The organism is Nitrosospira sp. TNL200, assembly GCF_055386305.1.
In genome coordinates, this window is the sequence record NZ_AP041003.1 from 442,362 (window position 1) to 458,305 (window position 15,944).

Sequence of the window (15,944 nt, forward strand, 5' to 3'; positions counted from 1 at the left end):
TCGCATCCAGTCTTTTCGACGATATGACAACGTGATTCTACCGGAGTTCACCTCAAAGTATTTAGTCCCAGCTTAGCGCGCCTCCCGTTTGGTACTCGGTGACACGGGTTTCAAAAAAGTTTTTCTCTTTTTTCAGGTCGATCATTTCCGACATCCACGGAAAAGGATTGCTTGCTCCCGGATAGAGTATATCCAAGCCGATCTGCTGGCAACGCCGATTGGCGATATAGCGCAAATATTCCTTGAACATGGGCGCATTCAGCCCCAGAACCCCCCGCGGCAAGGTATCCTCCGCATACCGGTATTCCAATTCCATGGCTTCGCGCATCAATGCATTGATCTCCTCGCGAAATGCCCTGGTCCATAGATGCGGGTTCTCCATTTTGATCTGGTTGATGACATCTATGCCAAAGTTGCAGTGCATGGATTCATCCCGCAGGATATATTGATATTGTTCGGCTGCGCCGCTCATTTTATTTTGTCTTCCAAGCGCCAGAATTTGCGTAAAGCCCACATAAAAGAACAATCCCTCCATGATGCAGGCAAATACGATCAGGCTTTTCAACAGTGCCTGATCAGTTTCCAGTGTGCCGGTTTTGAATTGCGGATTCGTGAGCGTGTCAATGAAAGGGATGAGGAATTCGTCCTTTTCCCGGATGGACGCCACTTCATGATAGGCGTTGAAAATTTCCCCCTCGTCAAGCCCCAGCGACTCCACGATGTACTGATAGGCATGGGTATGGATTGCCTCTTCGAATGCCTGGCGCAACAGGTATTGCCGGCATTCGGGATTGGTAATATGCCTGTAGGTGCCCAGTACAATGTTATTGGCCGCCAATGAGTCCGCAGTAACGAAGAAACCCAGATTGCGCTTGACCAGGCGGCGCTCATCCTCGGTCAAGCCATCGGGATCCTTCCACAGCGAGATATCGCGGCTCATGTTGATTTCCTGCGGCATCCAGTGGTTGGCGCAGGCGGCAAGATATTTTTCCCAGGCCCATTTGTACTTGAAAGGCACCAGTTGATTAACGTCGGCCTTGCAGTTGATGATGCGCTTGTCTTCAACCGAGATGCGGCGATTGTCATTCTCCGCGAAACCGGCTACATCGTTTTCGCCGGGTTCCATACCGGTACTCATGCGGCCGGCGGCCTGGAGCCTGTGCACGTTGTTCAATATGCCGTTCACCCGGGGCATGGGTGAGGGCGCTGCCTCGTCTTCAAATGTCAGCATAGCCTTTTTTCCTTATCTGTTTGATCCGTAAAAATCGTCGATTACTGGCAGGATTCGCATTCCGCATTATCGATGGCGCAATATTTCAGGTCCGCTACCCCCGTTGCCTGGTCGCTTTCCGAGGGCACGGCATTCAATGAGCCTGCCTTGACCGTGGATTTTTCCGCAGAAGTTGCTCCAAGCGAGCGCAGGTAGTAAGTGGTTTTAAGTCCACGTACCCAGGCAAGCTTGTAGGTTTCATCCAGTTTCTTGCCGGAAACGCCAGCAATGTAAATGTTGAGCGATTGCGCTTGGTCTATCCATTTCTGCCGCCGTGCGGCCGCCTCGATCAGCCATTGCGGATCGATCTCGAAGGCAGTGGCGTAAAGCCTGCGAATATCGGCCGGAACTCTGTCTATCTTGCTCAACGCTCCATCGAAGTATTTGATATCCGAAATCATGACCTCGTCCCAAAGCCCGAGTTTCTTCAAGTCATTTACCAGATATTCGTTAGCCATGGTGAACTCTCCCGACAGGTTCGATTTGGCATAAAGATTCTGGTACGTCGGCTCGATGCTGGCGGATACCCCGATGATATTGGAGATGGTTGCGGTTGGCGCAATTGCCAGGCAATTGGAATTGCGCATGCCATGCCTTTTGATGCGCTCACGCAACGCATTCCAGTTCAGCGTGGCAGTCATGTCGATATCGACATAACCGCCACGCTCCTCGCGCAAAAGATCCAGCGTGTCCTGGGGCAGAATCCCCCGATCCCACAAGCTGCCTCGATAAGAAGCATAGCGGCCCCGTTCTTCGGCCATCTCGGTGGAAGACCAATACGCGTGATAGGCAACCGCTTCCATTGCGCGATCCGCAAATTCCACTGCCTCATTCGAGGCGTAGGGGATGCGCAGCTTGTGCAGACAATCCTGGAAACCCATGATACCCAGACCTACCGGCCGATGCCTCAGATTCGAATTACGCGCTTTGGGTACGGCATAGAAATTGATATCGATCACGTTATCCAGCATGCGCATTGCGGTGCCGATAGTGCGCTTGAGTTTTGCGTCGTCGAGCTGCCCATCCTTCAGATGGGCAGCAAGATTGACCGATCCCAGGTTGCACACGGCGATTTCATGGTCATTGGTATTGAGCGTGATCTCGGTGCAGAGATTGGAGCTATGCACTATGCCAGCATGATTCTGGGGCGAGCGGATGTTGCACGGATCCTTGAAGGTGATCCATGGGTGGCCGGTTTCGAACAGCATGCTGAGCATCTTGCGCCATAACTGCTGTGCCGGAATCTTCTTGTACAGGCCAAGTTCGCCGCGCGCAACTTTTTCCTCGTAGGCAAGATAAGCCTGTTCAAACTGTCTTCCATATTTTTCATGGAGGTCAGGCACATCGGAAGGAGAAAATAGCGTCCATTCGCCGCCCTCCATCACGCGCTTCATGAATAGGTCGGGAATCCAGTTGGCCGTATTCATGTCGTGGGTACGGCGCCGGTCGTCTCCGGTATTTTTGCGCAGTTCCAGAAATTCCTCGATATCCAGATGCCATGATTCCAGATAGGAGCACACAGCGCCTTTCCTCTTGCCTCCCTGGTTTACGGCAACCGCGGTATCGGATACCACCTTGAGAAATGGCACCACTCCTTGCGACTTTCCATTGGTGCCTTTGATGCGCGAGCCCAATGCCCGCACCGGAGTCCAGTCATTGCCAAGTCCGCCGGCATACTTGGCGAGCAGGGCGTTTTCCTTTATGGCCTCGTAAATGCCATCCAGATTGTCCGCCACCGTGGTGAGATAGCACGAAGACAACTGCGAGCGGCGGGTGCCGGAATTAAACAGCGTCGGGGTGGAACTCATGAAATCGAAATTGGACAATACCTGATAGAACTCGATGGCGCGCGCTTCACGGTCGATCTCATCGAGCGCAAGCCCCATCGCAACACGCATGAAGAATGCCTGGGGCAGTTCGATACGCCGGTCCCGCACATGCAGGAAATAGCGGTCATACAAGGTCTGCAATCCGAGATAGCCGAATTTGAAGTCGCGGCTGGCGTCCAGGGCCCGGGCCAGCCGCGGCAGGTCGAATTGCGCCAGCCGTTCATCCAGTAATTCCGCATCGATGCCGCGTTTGATGAAATCAGGAAAATAACCGGCATAACGATGCGCCATATCCTCGTGGAAGATTTCTTCACCCAGCACTTCAAGCCGCATGGTATGCAGCAGCAACCGTGCGGTGACGTAACTATAGGCAGACTCTTTTTCGATCAGTGCCCGTGCCGATAGGATAAGCGATTTCCTCACTTCCTCCATGGGGACTTCGTCGTACAGGTCCTTCAGCGTGGCCTCAAGTATCACCACCGGGTTTACCGCTTCGCCCAGACCGATGCAGGAAGATTCGATCAGCGCCAGCAATCGTGCGGTGTCGAGCGGAGTCAGGCGGCCATTTTCCAGCACGTTCAGAATACTTGCCGGAGTCTCCGATCCCGCCATTTCTTTTTGCTGCGCCCGCTTGCGCGCGCGATCCTCACGGTAAAGCACATAGGATCGCGCCACATCGTGTTCACCGGAGCGCATCAAGGCGAGCTCTACCTGGTCCTGAATATCCTCGATATGAAAAGTCCCGCCTGCCGGCTGGCGGCGCATCAGCGCGTTCACCACATCATCGGTCAGCCGTGCAACGACTTCCCTCACCCGGGCTGACGCCACGCCAGGACCGCCATTGACGGCGATAAAGGCTTTCGTCATGGCGATGGAAATCTTGTCTGGCTCAAAACCGGCGACGGAACCATTGCGGCGGATAATCTTGTACTGGGAATACTGTGATTCCCTGGAGGAAAGGGCTGAAGAAAAACCATGCGCGGATACTACCGGGCGATGGGTATTGTCAGTTGCAAGCTGCATGTCCGATTCTCCTCTCCTAGACAGAAAACTATTTCTTCCATTAGCTGGTGCTGGAAGTCATGATGCTGAGAAAAACACTATATCTAGTGTTTGCTTGGGATAAGTTTGACTATTGCTAGTGCCGACAATGTTGCAATATTTCTTTCAGCATGTCAAAACTTTTTAAAATTATCCGGGTGAATGGATGAAGACCGGATCCTGAGCGGGACGCCGCGGGCGGTGGCCAGGCTCGCATACCGAAAGACGATGGCTGGCATCTGTTCGCCCTGATTAATCCCGATTTCCTTTTTCCGGCTTTCGGGCATCGGGGCGGCCGGATTCGATCAGCCGGGGCGCCTGCTTTGCCATTTCCATGGCATCGCGAATCTGTTCGGGCTTGTGGGCGCGCAATCCTTCGGCAAGCGCGCGGGAAGCATCCCTGCGGCGTTCGGCATATTGGCGCAGCCTATCCACTTTCGAGGCGGAAGGAAGATCCGGATCGTGCGGCGAGTGCGTAAGTTGCTCAAAACTTTCCTCGTAGCGATCGCCCACTGCCGTATCTATCCGCCCCGCCATTTCTTCGAACGAGATGTTGCCGTGCGCTCCCTCATCGAGGATGCTTTGCCAGTCCCTTGTTATCGCGATATCGTCCTGCAGGAATTCCCCGATCTCCTTGCGCGCCTGCAGTTCTTCGCTCCATCGGTAGGCGGGTTTCGGTATCTGGCTGATAAGGACGGCGATCGAAAGCGCAACGGCTGCTGCCGCCAACAACCGGCTGCGAAGGGACGTTTCCTTCGCTTCCTTTGTTGCGCCGGGCTGCGCGAACACTATGCCGGCGAGCATCCCGGTCAAAAATCCGCCAATGTGCGCGGCATTATCGATACCCGCGATGAAGTGCCCCAGAATTAAGGTGACGACCGCGAAACCCGAAGCCCCCCAAAAGAACCAGCGAAATTCTTCGGGATGAAGATTCGCGCGTTCATGCCACAGAAAAACCAGCAGCGCGCCATACATGCCAAAAATGGCTCCCGAGGCCCCTCCGGACACCGCCAGGCCTTTATGCGCAACCAGCGACAACAGATTGCCGGCAAGTCCCCCTGCGAAATAAATGGCGGCAAACCGGGCATGCCCATACATGCGCTCCACCAGTTCCCCTGCGTCCAAGAGCGCCCAGAGATTGAGCGTGAGATGAATAACGCCGAAATGGAGGAACATGGCGCTGCCAAGACGCCACCATTCCCCGTCCTGCGTGGCCGGTCCGAAATTCGCTCCCCACGCCAGTTGCACGGTGTTGGAGGAATGCCACAAGCTCGCCCCCCCGGCGAGCATTGCGCCGAAGATGATCAAATTGCTCGCTATCAGAAGCCTAGTGACCGGTATTTGCGGTACACGCCGATGAAGGAGTTCGTGGAGAGGCTGCATTGGCCGGTGGACTGGTTTTTCCCGAGCCGTTATTATGCACGAGATGGATACCAGCCTCTTCGGGATTACTCCCTTTGGGATTACTTCGTGAGGATCTGAAATTGCTGCTGCCGCCGGTCGGAGGCTTTTGATTAACAAGTCCCTGGCGAAGCGCCGCCTTCCAAAGCCAGGGAGTTCCTGACCATCTCTATCCCATTTCGTTACCATTCCTATCATGAAGGCCGCATGCAAGCCTTGATTGCCATTCTGACCGTCGCACTGTCGGTTGCATGGCCCGCAACCGCCCAGGCGCAGACCCAGAAGCGGATAGAATTGCCGCGCACGAGCCTCACGCCCGATGATGTTGCGGTTGTCATTAATGATTCCGACCCGCTCTCTCGCCGTGTCGGTGATTATTACCAGAAAATGCGGCACATCCCGCAGGCGAACATGATCCATGTTCGCTTTGAACCCGGCCGGAGCAGTATTTCGAAGGAAGATTTTCTTGAGATCAAGGAGAGGATAGACCGCAACACACCGGCGCATGTGCAAGCCTATGCGGTCGCCTGGACCGCCCCCTACCGCGTGGATTGCATGTCGCTGACTTCGGCACTGGCTTTTGGTTTCGATGAACGCTACTGTTCGATCCGATGCGGACCGACCGCCCCCAGTGCCTACTACAGTTCCACCACGCTTTATCCGGCGCGGGACCAAGGGTTGCGTCCGGCAATGATGCTCGCGGGAATCAATTTCGAGCAGATCAGGGAGCTGATAGACCGCGGTATTTCCTCGGATCGCAGCTTTCCCCAGGGACGCGCCTACCTGGTGATAACACCGGACAAAATGCGCAGTGTGAGATCCGCCCAGTTCGAGCAGACCGCAAAACTATTTGCGGGTGTTTTTCCTGTGGAGATTCTCGAAGTTGACGCGCTCAGCGATCGCCACGACGTGCTTTTCTATTTCACGGGAGCAGAGAGCGTTCCTCTGCTCGATACGCTCGATTTCCTGCCCGGCGCGCTGGCAGATCATTTGACTTCATCCGGCGGCCAGTTGACCGATTCAAACCAGATGAGCAGCCTGCGCTGGCTGGAGGCCGGGGCCACAGCCAGCTACGGCACCGTAGTGGAGCCCTGCAACCATGTTCAGAAGTTTCCTGTTCCGGGCATAGCCATGTTTCATTACGCGCTTGGCGCAAGCGCCATCGAGGCCTACTGGAAGAGTGTGGCCTGGCCTGGAGAGGGTGTGTTCGTGGGCGAGCCGCTGGCCCAGCCATTTGCTCCGCGGCTGCGTGAAATCGAGACCGGGCGATATGAATTGCAAATTTTTTCTCCGCGTGAAACGAGGCTGCGGATGGAGCGATCGCGCTCAGCGGCCGGGCCATTCAAGCCTCTTGCGCGGCAGACCCTTCTCCATCGGGGCGTCAACATCGTGCGATTCCGTTTCACTGAAGCGGATGGGTATCTGAGATTGCGGTGGTAAGCATGCGCGGGATCGCTCAACGATGCGTCGTGAGCGATTGGCGTGCCTCGCCAGTGCCATTTTTCTTCAATCTCCCGTTTGATCACAGGGACGATCAAACTCGCGACAGTATCTTATATAATAGTTGTCTTCAAACTGTCTTCTGCTGCGCAGCATGCTTTCGAAAACCCAGCTCCACCTCAAATCCCACTTTACCGAAATTCTGCAGGACGTCCTGAGTGCAAGGTCGATGTTGAGTTCTGGTTTGGACCTGCCGATAGAGTTTGCGCGCCCAAAGCTATCCAGCCACGGTGATTATTCCTGCAATCTCGCAATGCAGCTAGGCAAGCTGCAGCGCCAGAATCCGCGCGATATCGCCGGGCTGCTTATCGATGCGCTTTCCGTTTCGCCTTATCTGGAAAAGGTCGAAATGGCGGGCGCCGGATTCATCAATCTGTTTCTCAAGACCTCGGTCAAGCAGCAGTACCCGCGCCATATATTGGAGAGCGGAAAAAAATTCGGCCACGGCACTTTTGGGAAGGGCGCAAAGGTTCAGGTCGAGTTTGTTTCCGCCAATCCCACGGGCCCTTTGCATGTGGGGCATGGGCGTGGCGCAGCATATGGCGCCAGCCTGGCGAACGTGCTGGACGCAGCCGGTTACGCTGTCTGGCGCGAGTATTATGTCAACGATGCAGGGCGGCAGATGGATATCCTCGCGCTTTCCACCTGGCTGCGTTACCTTGAACTGAATGGCGTTGCCACGTTTTTTCCCGGGAATGCCTACCAGGGAGAATACGTTCGAGACATGGCACGGCTGATCCACAAGGCGCACGGAGGGCGTTACGTGCATGAACCCGCGCTGCTGCTCGAAGCCCTTTCCCATGAAAAGAGCGGTGGCGAGGATGCCGAGCCTGATGCCGAGGCGCAGCTCGACAGCCTCATCGTCAATGCGAAAAAACTGCTTGGGGAGGATTACGCTTATATTCACGATTTTGTTCTTGCGGAGCAACTGGGAGACTGCCGCAATGATCTGATGGAGTTTGGGGTGGTTTTCGACGCCTGGTTTTCCGAGCAATCGCTATTCAACAGCGGGCAGGTGGCGGATGCGGTTCACCTGCTCGAGAAAGGCGGCTATTTATATCAGCAGGACGGCGCCAGATGGTTCCGTTCCAGCGCTTTCGGTGACGAAAAGGATCGCGTGCTGCAACGCGAAAACCGGCAATATACCTATTTTGCATCCGATATCGCGTATCACCTCAACAAGTTCGAGCGCGGCTTCGACCGCGTCATCGATGTTTGGGGCGCTGATCACCATGGGTATATTCCCCGCGTGAAAGGAGCGATGCAGGCTCTGGCGCTCGATCCGTCGAAGCTCGAGATCGCCCTGGTGCAGTTCGCTGTCCTTTATCGCGACGGGAAAAAAGCCTCCATGTCCACGCGTTCCGGAGAGTTTGTTACCTTGCGCGCTTTGCGCCAGGACGTGGGAAATGACGCGGCTCGATTCTTTTATGTCCTGCGTAAAAGCGACCAGCATCTGGACTTCGATCTGGATCTGGCCAAGTCGCAAAGTAACGAAAATCCCGTATATTACATACAATACGCGCACGCCCGGGTCTGCAGCGTGCTCGACCAATGGGGGGAGGACAGCGCGATTCTGGTCACCGCGGATCTGTCCTTGCTCAGCGGTGCCGCAGAGCTGTCGCTGTTGCAAAAACTGATAGATTACCCCGACACAGTGGAGGCGGCAGCCAGGGAGTTGTCTCCTCATCTGATCGCGTTTTATTTGCGGGAATTGGCGGGGGAGTTCCACAGCTACTATAATGCTACCCGTTTTCTCGTGCCGGACGTTCCCTTGCGGCTTGCCCGCCTGGCGCTGATAGCAGCGATCCGCCAGGTGTTGAGCAACGGACTGGATCTTCTTGGCGTAAGCGCGCCTGAAAAAATGTAGCGGAGTATCACATGTACATGAGCCGCGATTATAAGACTTCGACGAATTCTCAAGTATCCGACAAAAGCAGGGGTGCTTTTCTGTTTGGATTGTTTACTGGCTACGCGCTCGGACTTCTGAGTGCCATTGCCATATGGATGTATATAGACAAGTCGCCCAGCCCATTCATTGGGAATGAAAAGGTCGTGGAGAGCGCGCCGGGTAAGGGGACCGCCAATCAAATCGAAAAGAGTGCGCAGAATTCCGGCGGGAGCGAGAAAAACGGCAAAGCAACCGATGGCAAACCCCGTTTCGAATTCTACAAAATCCTGCCGAACAGTGAAGAAGCCGTAACGGAACAGCAGTTCAAGCAAGCGGAGCAGCATGCTTCATCCGGCGACAGGTATTTTCTCCAGACGGGATCATTCCAGAAAGCGGAGGATGCCGACAATCTGAAAGCAAGGCTTGCCATGCTGGGAGTGGAGGCATTCGTCCAGGCTGCGGATTTGCCGGGGAGAGGCATCTGGCATCGCGTGCGGGTGGGTCCTTTCACAGGTACCGAGGATATGAAGCAGGCTCAGGCTTCATTGCAGCAAAACGGTGTGCAGAGCAGTCTCATCAAGGTCCACGAAGGCAGACAGTAAGAAGATAACCCCTGGCTGGCGCAGTATGCCTCATCAGCATCGGTTCACCCATTCAAGGAGAAAACATGATCCCCATGCGTTTGCTTGCGGTAGTTCTTTTGTTTCTCGGCACGGGCATTGCTGGTATTTCCGGAGCCTCGGCCGAAATTGTCGAGGGGCGGGATTACACGGTTCTGAAACATCCGAAAACCACGGATAGCGGTAATAATATAGAGGTTATCGAGTTCTTCTGGTATGGCTGCCCGCACTGTTATGACCTGCATCCTTATATCAAGGCATGGCTGAAGGATAAGCCGAAGGATGTCAGTTTCCGTTATATTCCTGCTGTTTTTCGCCCCAACTGGATCCCTGGGGCAAAAATCTTCTACGCACTGGATGCGCTTGGCGAACGGGAGAAACTGCATGACAAGGTTTATGACGCAATTCATCGGGACGGGATCGACCTGACCAAGGATGACGTGTTGTTCAACTGGATAGCAAAGCAGGGACTGGACCGCCAGAAATTCATCGACGCCTACAATTCTTTTTCCGTGCAGAACCAGGTATCCCGCGCAACGCACCTGTCTAAGGATTATGGGCTTTCTGGTGTTCCATCGGTGGTGGTGGATGGTAAATACCTTACCAGCGGAAGGATGGGCGGCACTCCTCAGGATACCATCAATACGGCAACTGCCTTGATAGAAAAAGTACGCAAGGAGCGCGGATCGAAGTAGCAAGGCGTCATGGTATTTGAACCTAAATCCGGTGCGTGGTAAGTTCGCTACAGGGCCGCTGCGCCTTTATTTCGGCAATGCGCGCCTTGCTCACTCTGGCATTGATGGCCGCGGGCAGGCGTGTGGGATCTTGGACGGTTCTGGCCAGCACGGCGGCAATTGCGCCCGCGTCCACGCTTCTCGCCGCGCTGAACGCCATTCGCAGGCGTTCAGCTTGCGGATAGGGTTTTTCGGCATAACCCGGCCTTCCATGAAAATCGCATGCACAAGCCTGTAGAAATTCTTCGAACCGCTGCGGCTTGCGATAAGCATCCACCGCCTGAAGCATGGCGGCGATGGTCGATGGCCTCAGCTCGAGCGAGTGGTGGACGTCTCCATGGTAGCGTGCAACCAGCAATGCCAGATCCCGGGCTTCGTTTGTGCTTCTGATGCGCTCGCATAGCTCCCTTACCAGTTTGACGCTGCGCGCTTCATGGCCGATATGGCGCGGCCATTCTTCCGGTGGCGTGGTGCCTTTGCCAAGGTCATGGGTAAGGGCGGCGAACCGCACCGGGAGGGAATAATTTTTCCACGCGGCGTGATCGATGACCATCATCACGTGCACGCCGGTATCGATTTCCGGGTGGTGTTGCGGTGGTTGGGGCACGCCGAACAAAGCATCCACTTCCGGCATCAGGCGGGTGAGCGCGCCACACTCCCGCAGAGCATAAAACATGCGGGAAGGTTTGTGCTCCATGAGGCCGCGGGCAAACTCCTGCCAGACGCGTTCGGGAACCAGCGCGTCGACTTCGCCGTTATGCACCATTTCGCTCATGAGCGTCAGCGTTTCTGGCGCAATGCGGAAACCGAAACGAGCGGCGAAACGGGCGGTGCGCAGCACCCGAACCGGATCTTCCGTGAAGGCCGGGCCTATATGCCGCAGCAATCCGGCTTCAAGATCGGCTACTCCCCCGAATGGATCGATGATGTTGCCATTCTCATCCCTGGCGATGGAATTGATGGTGAGATCGCGCCGCGCAAGGTCCTCCTGCAACGAAACTTCCGGCGAGGCATAGACCTCGAAACCCTTGTACCCGCGCGATATCTTGCGCTCGGTGCGAGCCAGGGCGTATTGCTCATGGGTTTCGGGATGAAGGAAAACGGGAAAGTCCTTACCCACCGCCCGGTAGCCCAGCCGCACCATTTCTTCCGGCGTCGATCCCACCACGACATGGTCATGGTCCGTTACCGGCAGACCTAGAATTTCATCCCGTACCGAGCCGCCAACCAGATAAGTCTTCATCGCGGATGAATTCGACGAGCACTATCGCCGGGCCCGGTCGCGCAAGCGCTGGTACCGGTTGCGCGGCGTACGCTGCGCCAGGTAAAGCGGCGCCACTTCCTCCAGCGCCGTGGGCCTGATATTCCATATCGCCTCGAGGTTATTGCCATTGCCGGGGGAACAGACGTTGTCGACTTTCATCGAGTAATAATTGTCCCTTGTCATGAGCCTGCCAGGCAGCCATTCCAGCACCAGCGCCTGCAGATAGGACAGAGAGTCATTCAGCCCGATGATGGCGGGATCATGCCCCGTTATGTGTCCCGCGTATTTCACCAGCCGCCGCAGGGTGTAGGAGCGGGGACCGCATAAAGCATAGCTTTGGCCAAAAGTATGGGATGCATCGAGGCTGTCGGCAAATGCTCGCGCCACGTCTTCCACGAAAACGGGCTGGAAGCGCGCGCCGGGCGATCCCAGCGGCATTACCGGCAGGAAACCCGCCAGCCGTGCGAACAAGCTGATCGAAGCATCACCAGGACCGAAAATGACGGATGGCCTGAAAACGGTGGCGACAAGGCCGGACTCTGCCACCGCCTTTTCACCTTCCCCCTTCGAGCGCAGATACCGGCTTGGGCGATCGGGACCGGCATGCAGCGCGCTCATATGCAATAGGCGGGTTACGCCATTGCGAGCGCACGCGGCCGCAATTTTTCGGGGCAGTTCAACATGGGCCGCGTGAAAGTCGCCGTGCAGGACGCCAATCAGGTTGATGACCGCGTCCATGCCGCTGACCAGGCGCTCGAGCTGGCTGTCATCGTATACATCGGCTTGCACTACGTCGGCCGTGGGAAGCACGAGAAGCGCCCTGGCACGTTCCCGATGCCTCGTGGGAATGCGCAGATGAATTTTTCTGGAAGCGAGCAGGTTGGCGAGATGCCTTCCCACAAATCCACTGCCACCGAAAATGCAGATCTTGTCGATACTCATGGCCCAACATCTTCTTTCGCCATTTTTTCCACGTTCTGGTTCGATGCCACAATTCCGAGGCGCTGCTTCAGCGGTTTTACTCGATGGCCGAGCGTGCTGGCATAGTACATGGAATTGCTCATTACTTTTTTTACATAGTCGCGCGTCTCGTTGAAGGGAATGGTTTCCGCGTAAATGGCACCCTCCATCGCCTTTTCGTCGCGCCACTGCCCCACTCTGCTGGGGCCGGCATTATAGGCGGCGGAAGCAAGCATCGGCTGGTTGTCGAACATGGTCAGGACATGTTTGAGGTAGTAGGTGCCCAGCTTGAGATTGGTATTCACTTCGGTGGCAAGGGCATTGCGGTATTTCTTCATGCCAAGTCTTTTTGCCACCCATTTCGCGGTTCCCGGCATCAATTGCATGAGACCCATCGCGCCGGCGCTGGACCGTGCATCCGACATGAAGCGGCTTTCCTGCCGAATGAGTCCATATACCCATGCTTCGTCCAGTTCCTGCTGTTTCAGGATGCCGCGTAGCGTATCGCGGTGAGGAGTAAGAAAACGCAGGTTGAAGTCGTGATGTTGCACGGTTTTCTCGGCGGTGTGGATGGCCCGGTCATAAATGCCCTTGCGCCGGGCGACTTCAGCTGCAGCGAGCAGCCGGCGGTCGTCCAGATCCTTTATTGCCCACGCCCATTCAAGCGCCGCCTCGGGGCGGAGATTCAACCGATACAGGATGAGCGACCGCTGAATACTCGGCAAGCGTTCGATTGCGGCAATTTCGGCCGGTGTGACTTTGTGGGGCGCGGATGAGGGACCGATGGCCACGCCCAGTTCTTCCTCCGCCAGTTGCCCGTAAAAATTATGCTCATTGCTTAGTGGGGCAAGGATGGCATTGGCGTCGGTGGTTTTGCCTGCGGCTTTCAAAGCGCGGGCTTTCCAGTAACGCCATACTCCCGCGCGCTGTTCCCGGGGAGACATGGCATCGATGGTATTCAATACGGTATCCCAGTCTCCGGCGCGCAGCATGGTTCGCGCTTTCCATCCGAGCTGATCGTCTGTCAGTACAGCCGGACTGCGGGTTTTCGCGGCTTCCGCGAACCAGCTCAGTGCATTCGGGTGAAGCCTGCGTGCCGCCTGATCGGCAAGTTGCGCCATGAAGTAAGCATGATCTTTCTCACTGAAGTTCCCGCGCAGGCGTGGCCAATAAGCGTATGCCTGGTCGGGACCGTTCCGAACAAGGCGCAGCATGGCAAAAAGGGCGATTTCACGGTCGCCCCGGGTCTTTATGGAATGCCGCTGTGATTCCAGGTAGCGTAGTGGATTATCTGTCGCGGCGGCCAGCTTGCGGCCACTGAGACCCTGGCCTTCCGGCAGGTATTCGTTGATCCATCTGGCTACGCCTACATTGCCCGCTTCCAGCGTCAACCGCAGTCGCGCCCAGATGTCCTCCGTCGTCAGAACATCTGCGCTCATCAGCGTCTTGAATAGCGGGGTGCAACTTTCCGGGAGATCGCGCGCGCTGAACCACAATGGGCGGGCTTCCTCATACCCTTTGCGGTCCTGGGCGGCCAGGCGCTGTTGCAGCGAATAGCAGGTGAGCTCCATATCCCCGCTGATCAAATTGGGGTATTCTTCTGCGAATAGCTCCCATTGCTGCGCCTTTCCCAGGGCCTTCAGCCAATCGCTCCTAAGACGGTCGCTGAGTGGACTGTCCGGATAGCGACTGATAAACTTCCTGATGGCATCGAGATTGATAACGGCGCCGCGGAGCCGATAGTAGGCTGCATAGGGCTCCAGTGCATGCCCCTGCAAGCGTTGGCCGTATACGATCACGTGACCGGCATTGCCCGACAGGAACGCTTTCCGCATCGCCACGAAGTTAGCTTCCTGGCCAGCCGTCGAGGTTCCGGCGTGAATCACCAAAAACAACCCCACAAGAAACTTTCTCATAACTTGCCACACCTAATTAATTTACGTAAATAGCCTGGCGGGGAAGCGCGAAGGCAATCTCTCACGTCACCCATTTTACTTTCAGCAGAGAACTACCCTCGGACTTCGATACACGACATTGGACACCTAACTGGGAAGAATAGCATATCATGCCCTATATCAGCCTCAACCCCGCTACCAGCACCACCCTGAAAACCTACCCCAGCTGGGATAGCCATCGTCTGGCCGAAGCGTTGCAGGATGCTTCCCGGGCTCAGCATGCGTGGTCACGAATGGCGTTTGGCGCGCGCGTTGAACGAATGAATCGCGCCGCTGTGCTTTTCCATGAACGCGTCGATGAATATGCCCGCCTGATGGCTCTCGAAATGGGCAAGTCCTTGCGTGAGGGGCGCGCCGAGGTGGAAAAATGCGCGCTCGCCTGCGATTTTTATGCGGTGCATGCAGAACATTTCATACAGACTGAAATGGTGCAGACGGACGCAGGCAGGAGTTATGTCTTGTATGATCCGCTCGGCGTCGTGCTGGGGGTGATGCCGTGGAACTTTCCGTTTTTTCAAGTCATCCGCTTCGCCGCACCCGCTCTCATGGCAGGCAATGCCTGCGTTCTCAAGCATGCTTCCAATGTCCCGCAGTGCGCCCTGGCGCTGGAACAGCTGTTCCGCGACGCGGGATTTCCCGAGCATGTTTTCACCACGCTCATGATAGAGGCGGCGGATGTGGCTGGAGCCATTGCAAGCCGCCATGTGCATGCGGTAACGCTGACCGGGTCGGAAAACGCCGGGCGCGAGGTTGCTTCCCATGCAGGGCAGCATTTAAAAAAATGTGTGCTGGAGCTGGGAGGATCGGACGCGTTCATCGTACTGAAGGATGCCGATCTTGAACAGGCCGCGAGCTTTGCGGTGAGGTCGCGCTTCCAGAACTGCGGTCAATCCTGCATAGCCGCCAAGCGTATCATTCCGGTTGCCGAAATTGCTGATGAGTTCCTGTCCCTGTTTTCCAGGAAAGCGGCCGAGTTGAAAGTGGGCGACCCCGCCAGCGAGGCAACGCAAATGGGTCCGATGGCTCGCCTCGATCTACGCGAGCATCTTCACCGGCAGGTAACGGACTCAATAGAGCAAGGAGCGGAGGTGGTTCTTGGTTGCAAGCCGGTTTCGGGCGAAGGGGCGTTTTATCCGCCATCGATACTCGATCGGGTAACAGCAAAGACACGCGCTTATCACGAGGAATTATTCGGACCGGTTGCCGCCGTGATCCGTGCTGCCGATGAAGAAGAAGCAATTCGAATCGCCAACGATACGCGTTTTGGCCTCGGCTCCAGCATCTGGAGCCGGGATTCCATGCACGCCGAGAAAATCGCACGCGAGATCGAGGCGGGGTGTACCTTTATAAACGGGATGGTGCGGTCCGATCCACGCCTGCCATTCGGCGGCACCAAAGCGTCCGGTTTTGGCAGGGAGCTGTCTTATCACGGCATTCGGGAATTTTCGAATATCAAGACGATGTGGATAAGATAGCTTGCAA

11 protein-coding genes are annotated in these 15,944 nt (G+C 56.0%); 5 read left to right on the forward strand and 6 right to left on the reverse strand.

Going from position 1 to position 15,944, the window contains the following annotated elements; genetic code table 11:
* Nucleotides 1-61 precede the first annotated feature (61 nt).
* The 3 genes from ACZ5CE_RS02050 to ACZ5CE_RS02060 all read right to left on the reverse strand — a co-directional run bounded on the left by ACZ5CE_RS02050 (nucleotide 62) and on the right by ACZ5CE_RS02060 (nucleotide 5,523).
* Nucleotides 62-1,138 carry a ribonucleotide-diphosphate reductase subunit beta gene (locus ACZ5CE_RS02050; protein ID WP_464577386.1) on the reverse strand — a complete coding sequence of 359 codons (1,077 nt, stop codon included), beginning with the start codon at nucleotides 1,136-1,138 and terminating at the stop codon, nucleotides 62-64.
* 134 nt (nucleotides 1,139-1,272) lie between these two features.
* Entirely contained in the window at nucleotides 1,273-4,122 is a 2,850-nt protein-coding gene (locus ACZ5CE_RS02055; protein ID WP_464576104.1) for a ribonucleoside-diphosphate reductase subunit alpha, read from the reverse strand.
* A gap of 270 nt (nucleotides 4,123-4,392) precedes the next feature.
* Nucleotides 4,393-5,523, reverse strand: a complete 1,131-nt coding sequence (locus ACZ5CE_RS02060) for a rhomboid family intramembrane serine protease (RefSeq protein WP_464576105.1) — start codon at nucleotides 5,521-5,523, stop codon at nucleotides 4,393-4,395.
* A gap of 225 nt (nucleotides 5,524-5,748) precedes the next feature.
* Here ACZ5CE_RS02060 and ACZ5CE_RS02065 point away from each other — a divergent pair, with 225 nt between their 5' ends.
* From ACZ5CE_RS02065 to ACZ5CE_RS02080, 4 genes are all read left to right on the forward strand, one after another.
* Nucleotides 5,749-6,981 (forward strand): TIGR03790 family protein, encoded by a 1,233-nt coding sequence (locus ACZ5CE_RS02065; RefSeq protein ID WP_464576106.1) that lies wholly within the window; start codon nucleotides 5,749-5,751, stop codon nucleotides 6,979-6,981.
* A gap of 154 nt (nucleotides 6,982-7,135) precedes the next feature.
* Complete coding sequence (argS, locus tag ACZ5CE_RS02070; RefSeq protein WP_464576107.1) at nucleotides 7,136-8,908, forward strand: arginine--tRNA ligase; 1,773 nt, start codon at nucleotides 7,136-7,138, stop codon at nucleotides 8,906-8,908.
* 17 nt (nucleotides 8,909-8,925) lie between these two features.
* Nucleotides 8,926-9,531 (forward strand): SPOR domain-containing protein, encoded by a 606-nt coding sequence (locus ACZ5CE_RS02075; protein ID WP_464576108.1) that lies wholly within the window; start codon nucleotides 8,926-8,928, stop codon nucleotides 9,529-9,531.
* Nucleotides 9,532-9,596: 65 nt separating this feature from the next.
* A complete protein-coding gene (locus ACZ5CE_RS02080; RefSeq protein WP_464576109.1) occupies nucleotides 9,597-10,244 on the forward strand; it encodes a thiol:disulfide interchange protein DsbA/DsbL in 648 nt (215 codons plus the stop codon).
* 22 nt (nucleotides 10,245-10,266) lie between these two features.
* On the opposite strand, the gene ACZ5CE_RS02085 is transcribed toward ACZ5CE_RS02080, so the two are convergent.
* Genes ACZ5CE_RS02085 through ACZ5CE_RS02095 form a run of 3 tightly spaced genes read right to left on the reverse strand, consistent with a single transcriptional unit; the run spans nucleotide 10,267 to nucleotide 14,423 of the window.
* Complete coding sequence (locus ACZ5CE_RS02085; protein WP_464576110.1) at nucleotides 10,267-11,526, reverse strand: multifunctional CCA addition/repair protein; 1,260 nt, start codon at nucleotides 11,524-11,526, stop codon at nucleotides 10,267-10,269.
* Between the two features lie 21 nt (nucleotides 11,527-11,547).
* Nucleotides 11,548-12,489, reverse strand: coding sequence for a complex I NDUFA9 subunit family protein (locus ACZ5CE_RS02090; protein WP_464576111.1), 942 nt, complete (start codon nucleotides 12,487-12,489; stop codon nucleotides 11,548-11,550).
* Nucleotides 12,486-14,423, reverse strand: a complete 1,938-nt coding sequence (locus tag ACZ5CE_RS02095) for a lytic transglycosylase domain-containing protein (protein WP_464576112.1) — start codon at nucleotides 14,421-14,423, stop codon at nucleotides 12,486-12,488. The genes ACZ5CE_RS02090 and ACZ5CE_RS02095 overlap by 4 nt, the downstream gene beginning before the upstream one ends.
* A gap of 149 nt (nucleotides 14,424-14,572) precedes the next feature.
* On the opposite strand from ACZ5CE_RS02095, the gene ACZ5CE_RS02100 reads away from it, so the two are divergent.
* Nucleotides 14,573-15,937, forward strand: a complete 1,365-nt coding sequence (locus tag ACZ5CE_RS02100) for an NAD-dependent succinate-semialdehyde dehydrogenase (protein WP_464576113.1) — start codon at nucleotides 14,573-14,575, stop codon at nucleotides 15,935-15,937.
* The last annotated feature ends 7 nt before the right edge of the window (nucleotides 15,938-15,944 follow it).

What these genes read in the sequence shown, in the direction of transcription:
- ACZ5CE_RS02050 (WP_464577386.1), bottom strand. Translation starts at nt 1,138, where the DNA reads ATGAGTACCGGTATGGAACCCGGCGAAAACGATGTAGCCGGTTTCGCG.
- ACZ5CE_RS02055 (WP_464576104.1), bottom strand. Translation starts at nt 4,122, where the DNA reads ATGCAGCTTGCAACTGACAATACCCATCGCCCGGTAGTATCCGCGCAT.
- ACZ5CE_RS02060 (WP_464576105.1), bottom strand. Translation starts at nt 5,523, where the DNA reads ATGCAGCCTCTCCACGAACTCCTTCATCGGCGTGTACCGCAAATACCG.
- ACZ5CE_RS02065 (WP_464576106.1), top strand. Translation starts at nt 5,749, where the DNA reads ATGCAAGCCTTGATTGCCATTCTGACCGTCGCACTGTCGGTTGCATGG.
- argS (WP_464576107.1), top strand. Translation starts at nt 7,136, where the DNA reads ATGCTTTCGAAAACCCAGCTCCACCTCAAATCCCACTTTACCGAAATT.
- ACZ5CE_RS02075 (WP_464576108.1), top strand. Translation starts at nt 8,926, where the DNA reads ATGAGCCGCGATTATAAGACTTCGACGAATTCTCAAGTATCCGACAAA.
- ACZ5CE_RS02080 (WP_464576109.1), top strand. Translation starts at nt 9,597, where the DNA reads ATGATCCCCATGCGTTTGCTTGCGGTAGTTCTTTTGTTTCTCGGCACG.
- ACZ5CE_RS02085 (WP_464576110.1), bottom strand. Translation starts at nt 11,526, where the DNA reads ATGAAGACTTATCTGGTTGGCGGCTCGGTACGGGATGAAATTCTAGGT.
- ACZ5CE_RS02090 (WP_464576111.1), bottom strand. Translation starts at nt 12,489, where the DNA reads ATGAGTATCGACAAGATCTGCATTTTCGGTGGCAGTGGATTTGTGGGA.
- ACZ5CE_RS02095 (WP_464576112.1), bottom strand. Translation starts at nt 14,423, where the DNA reads ATGAGAAAGTTTCTTGTGGGGTTGTTTTTGGTGATTCACGCCGGAACC.
- ACZ5CE_RS02100 (WP_464576113.1), top strand. Translation starts at nt 14,573, where the DNA reads ATGCCCTATATCAGCCTCAACCCCGCTACCAGCACCACCCTGAAAACC.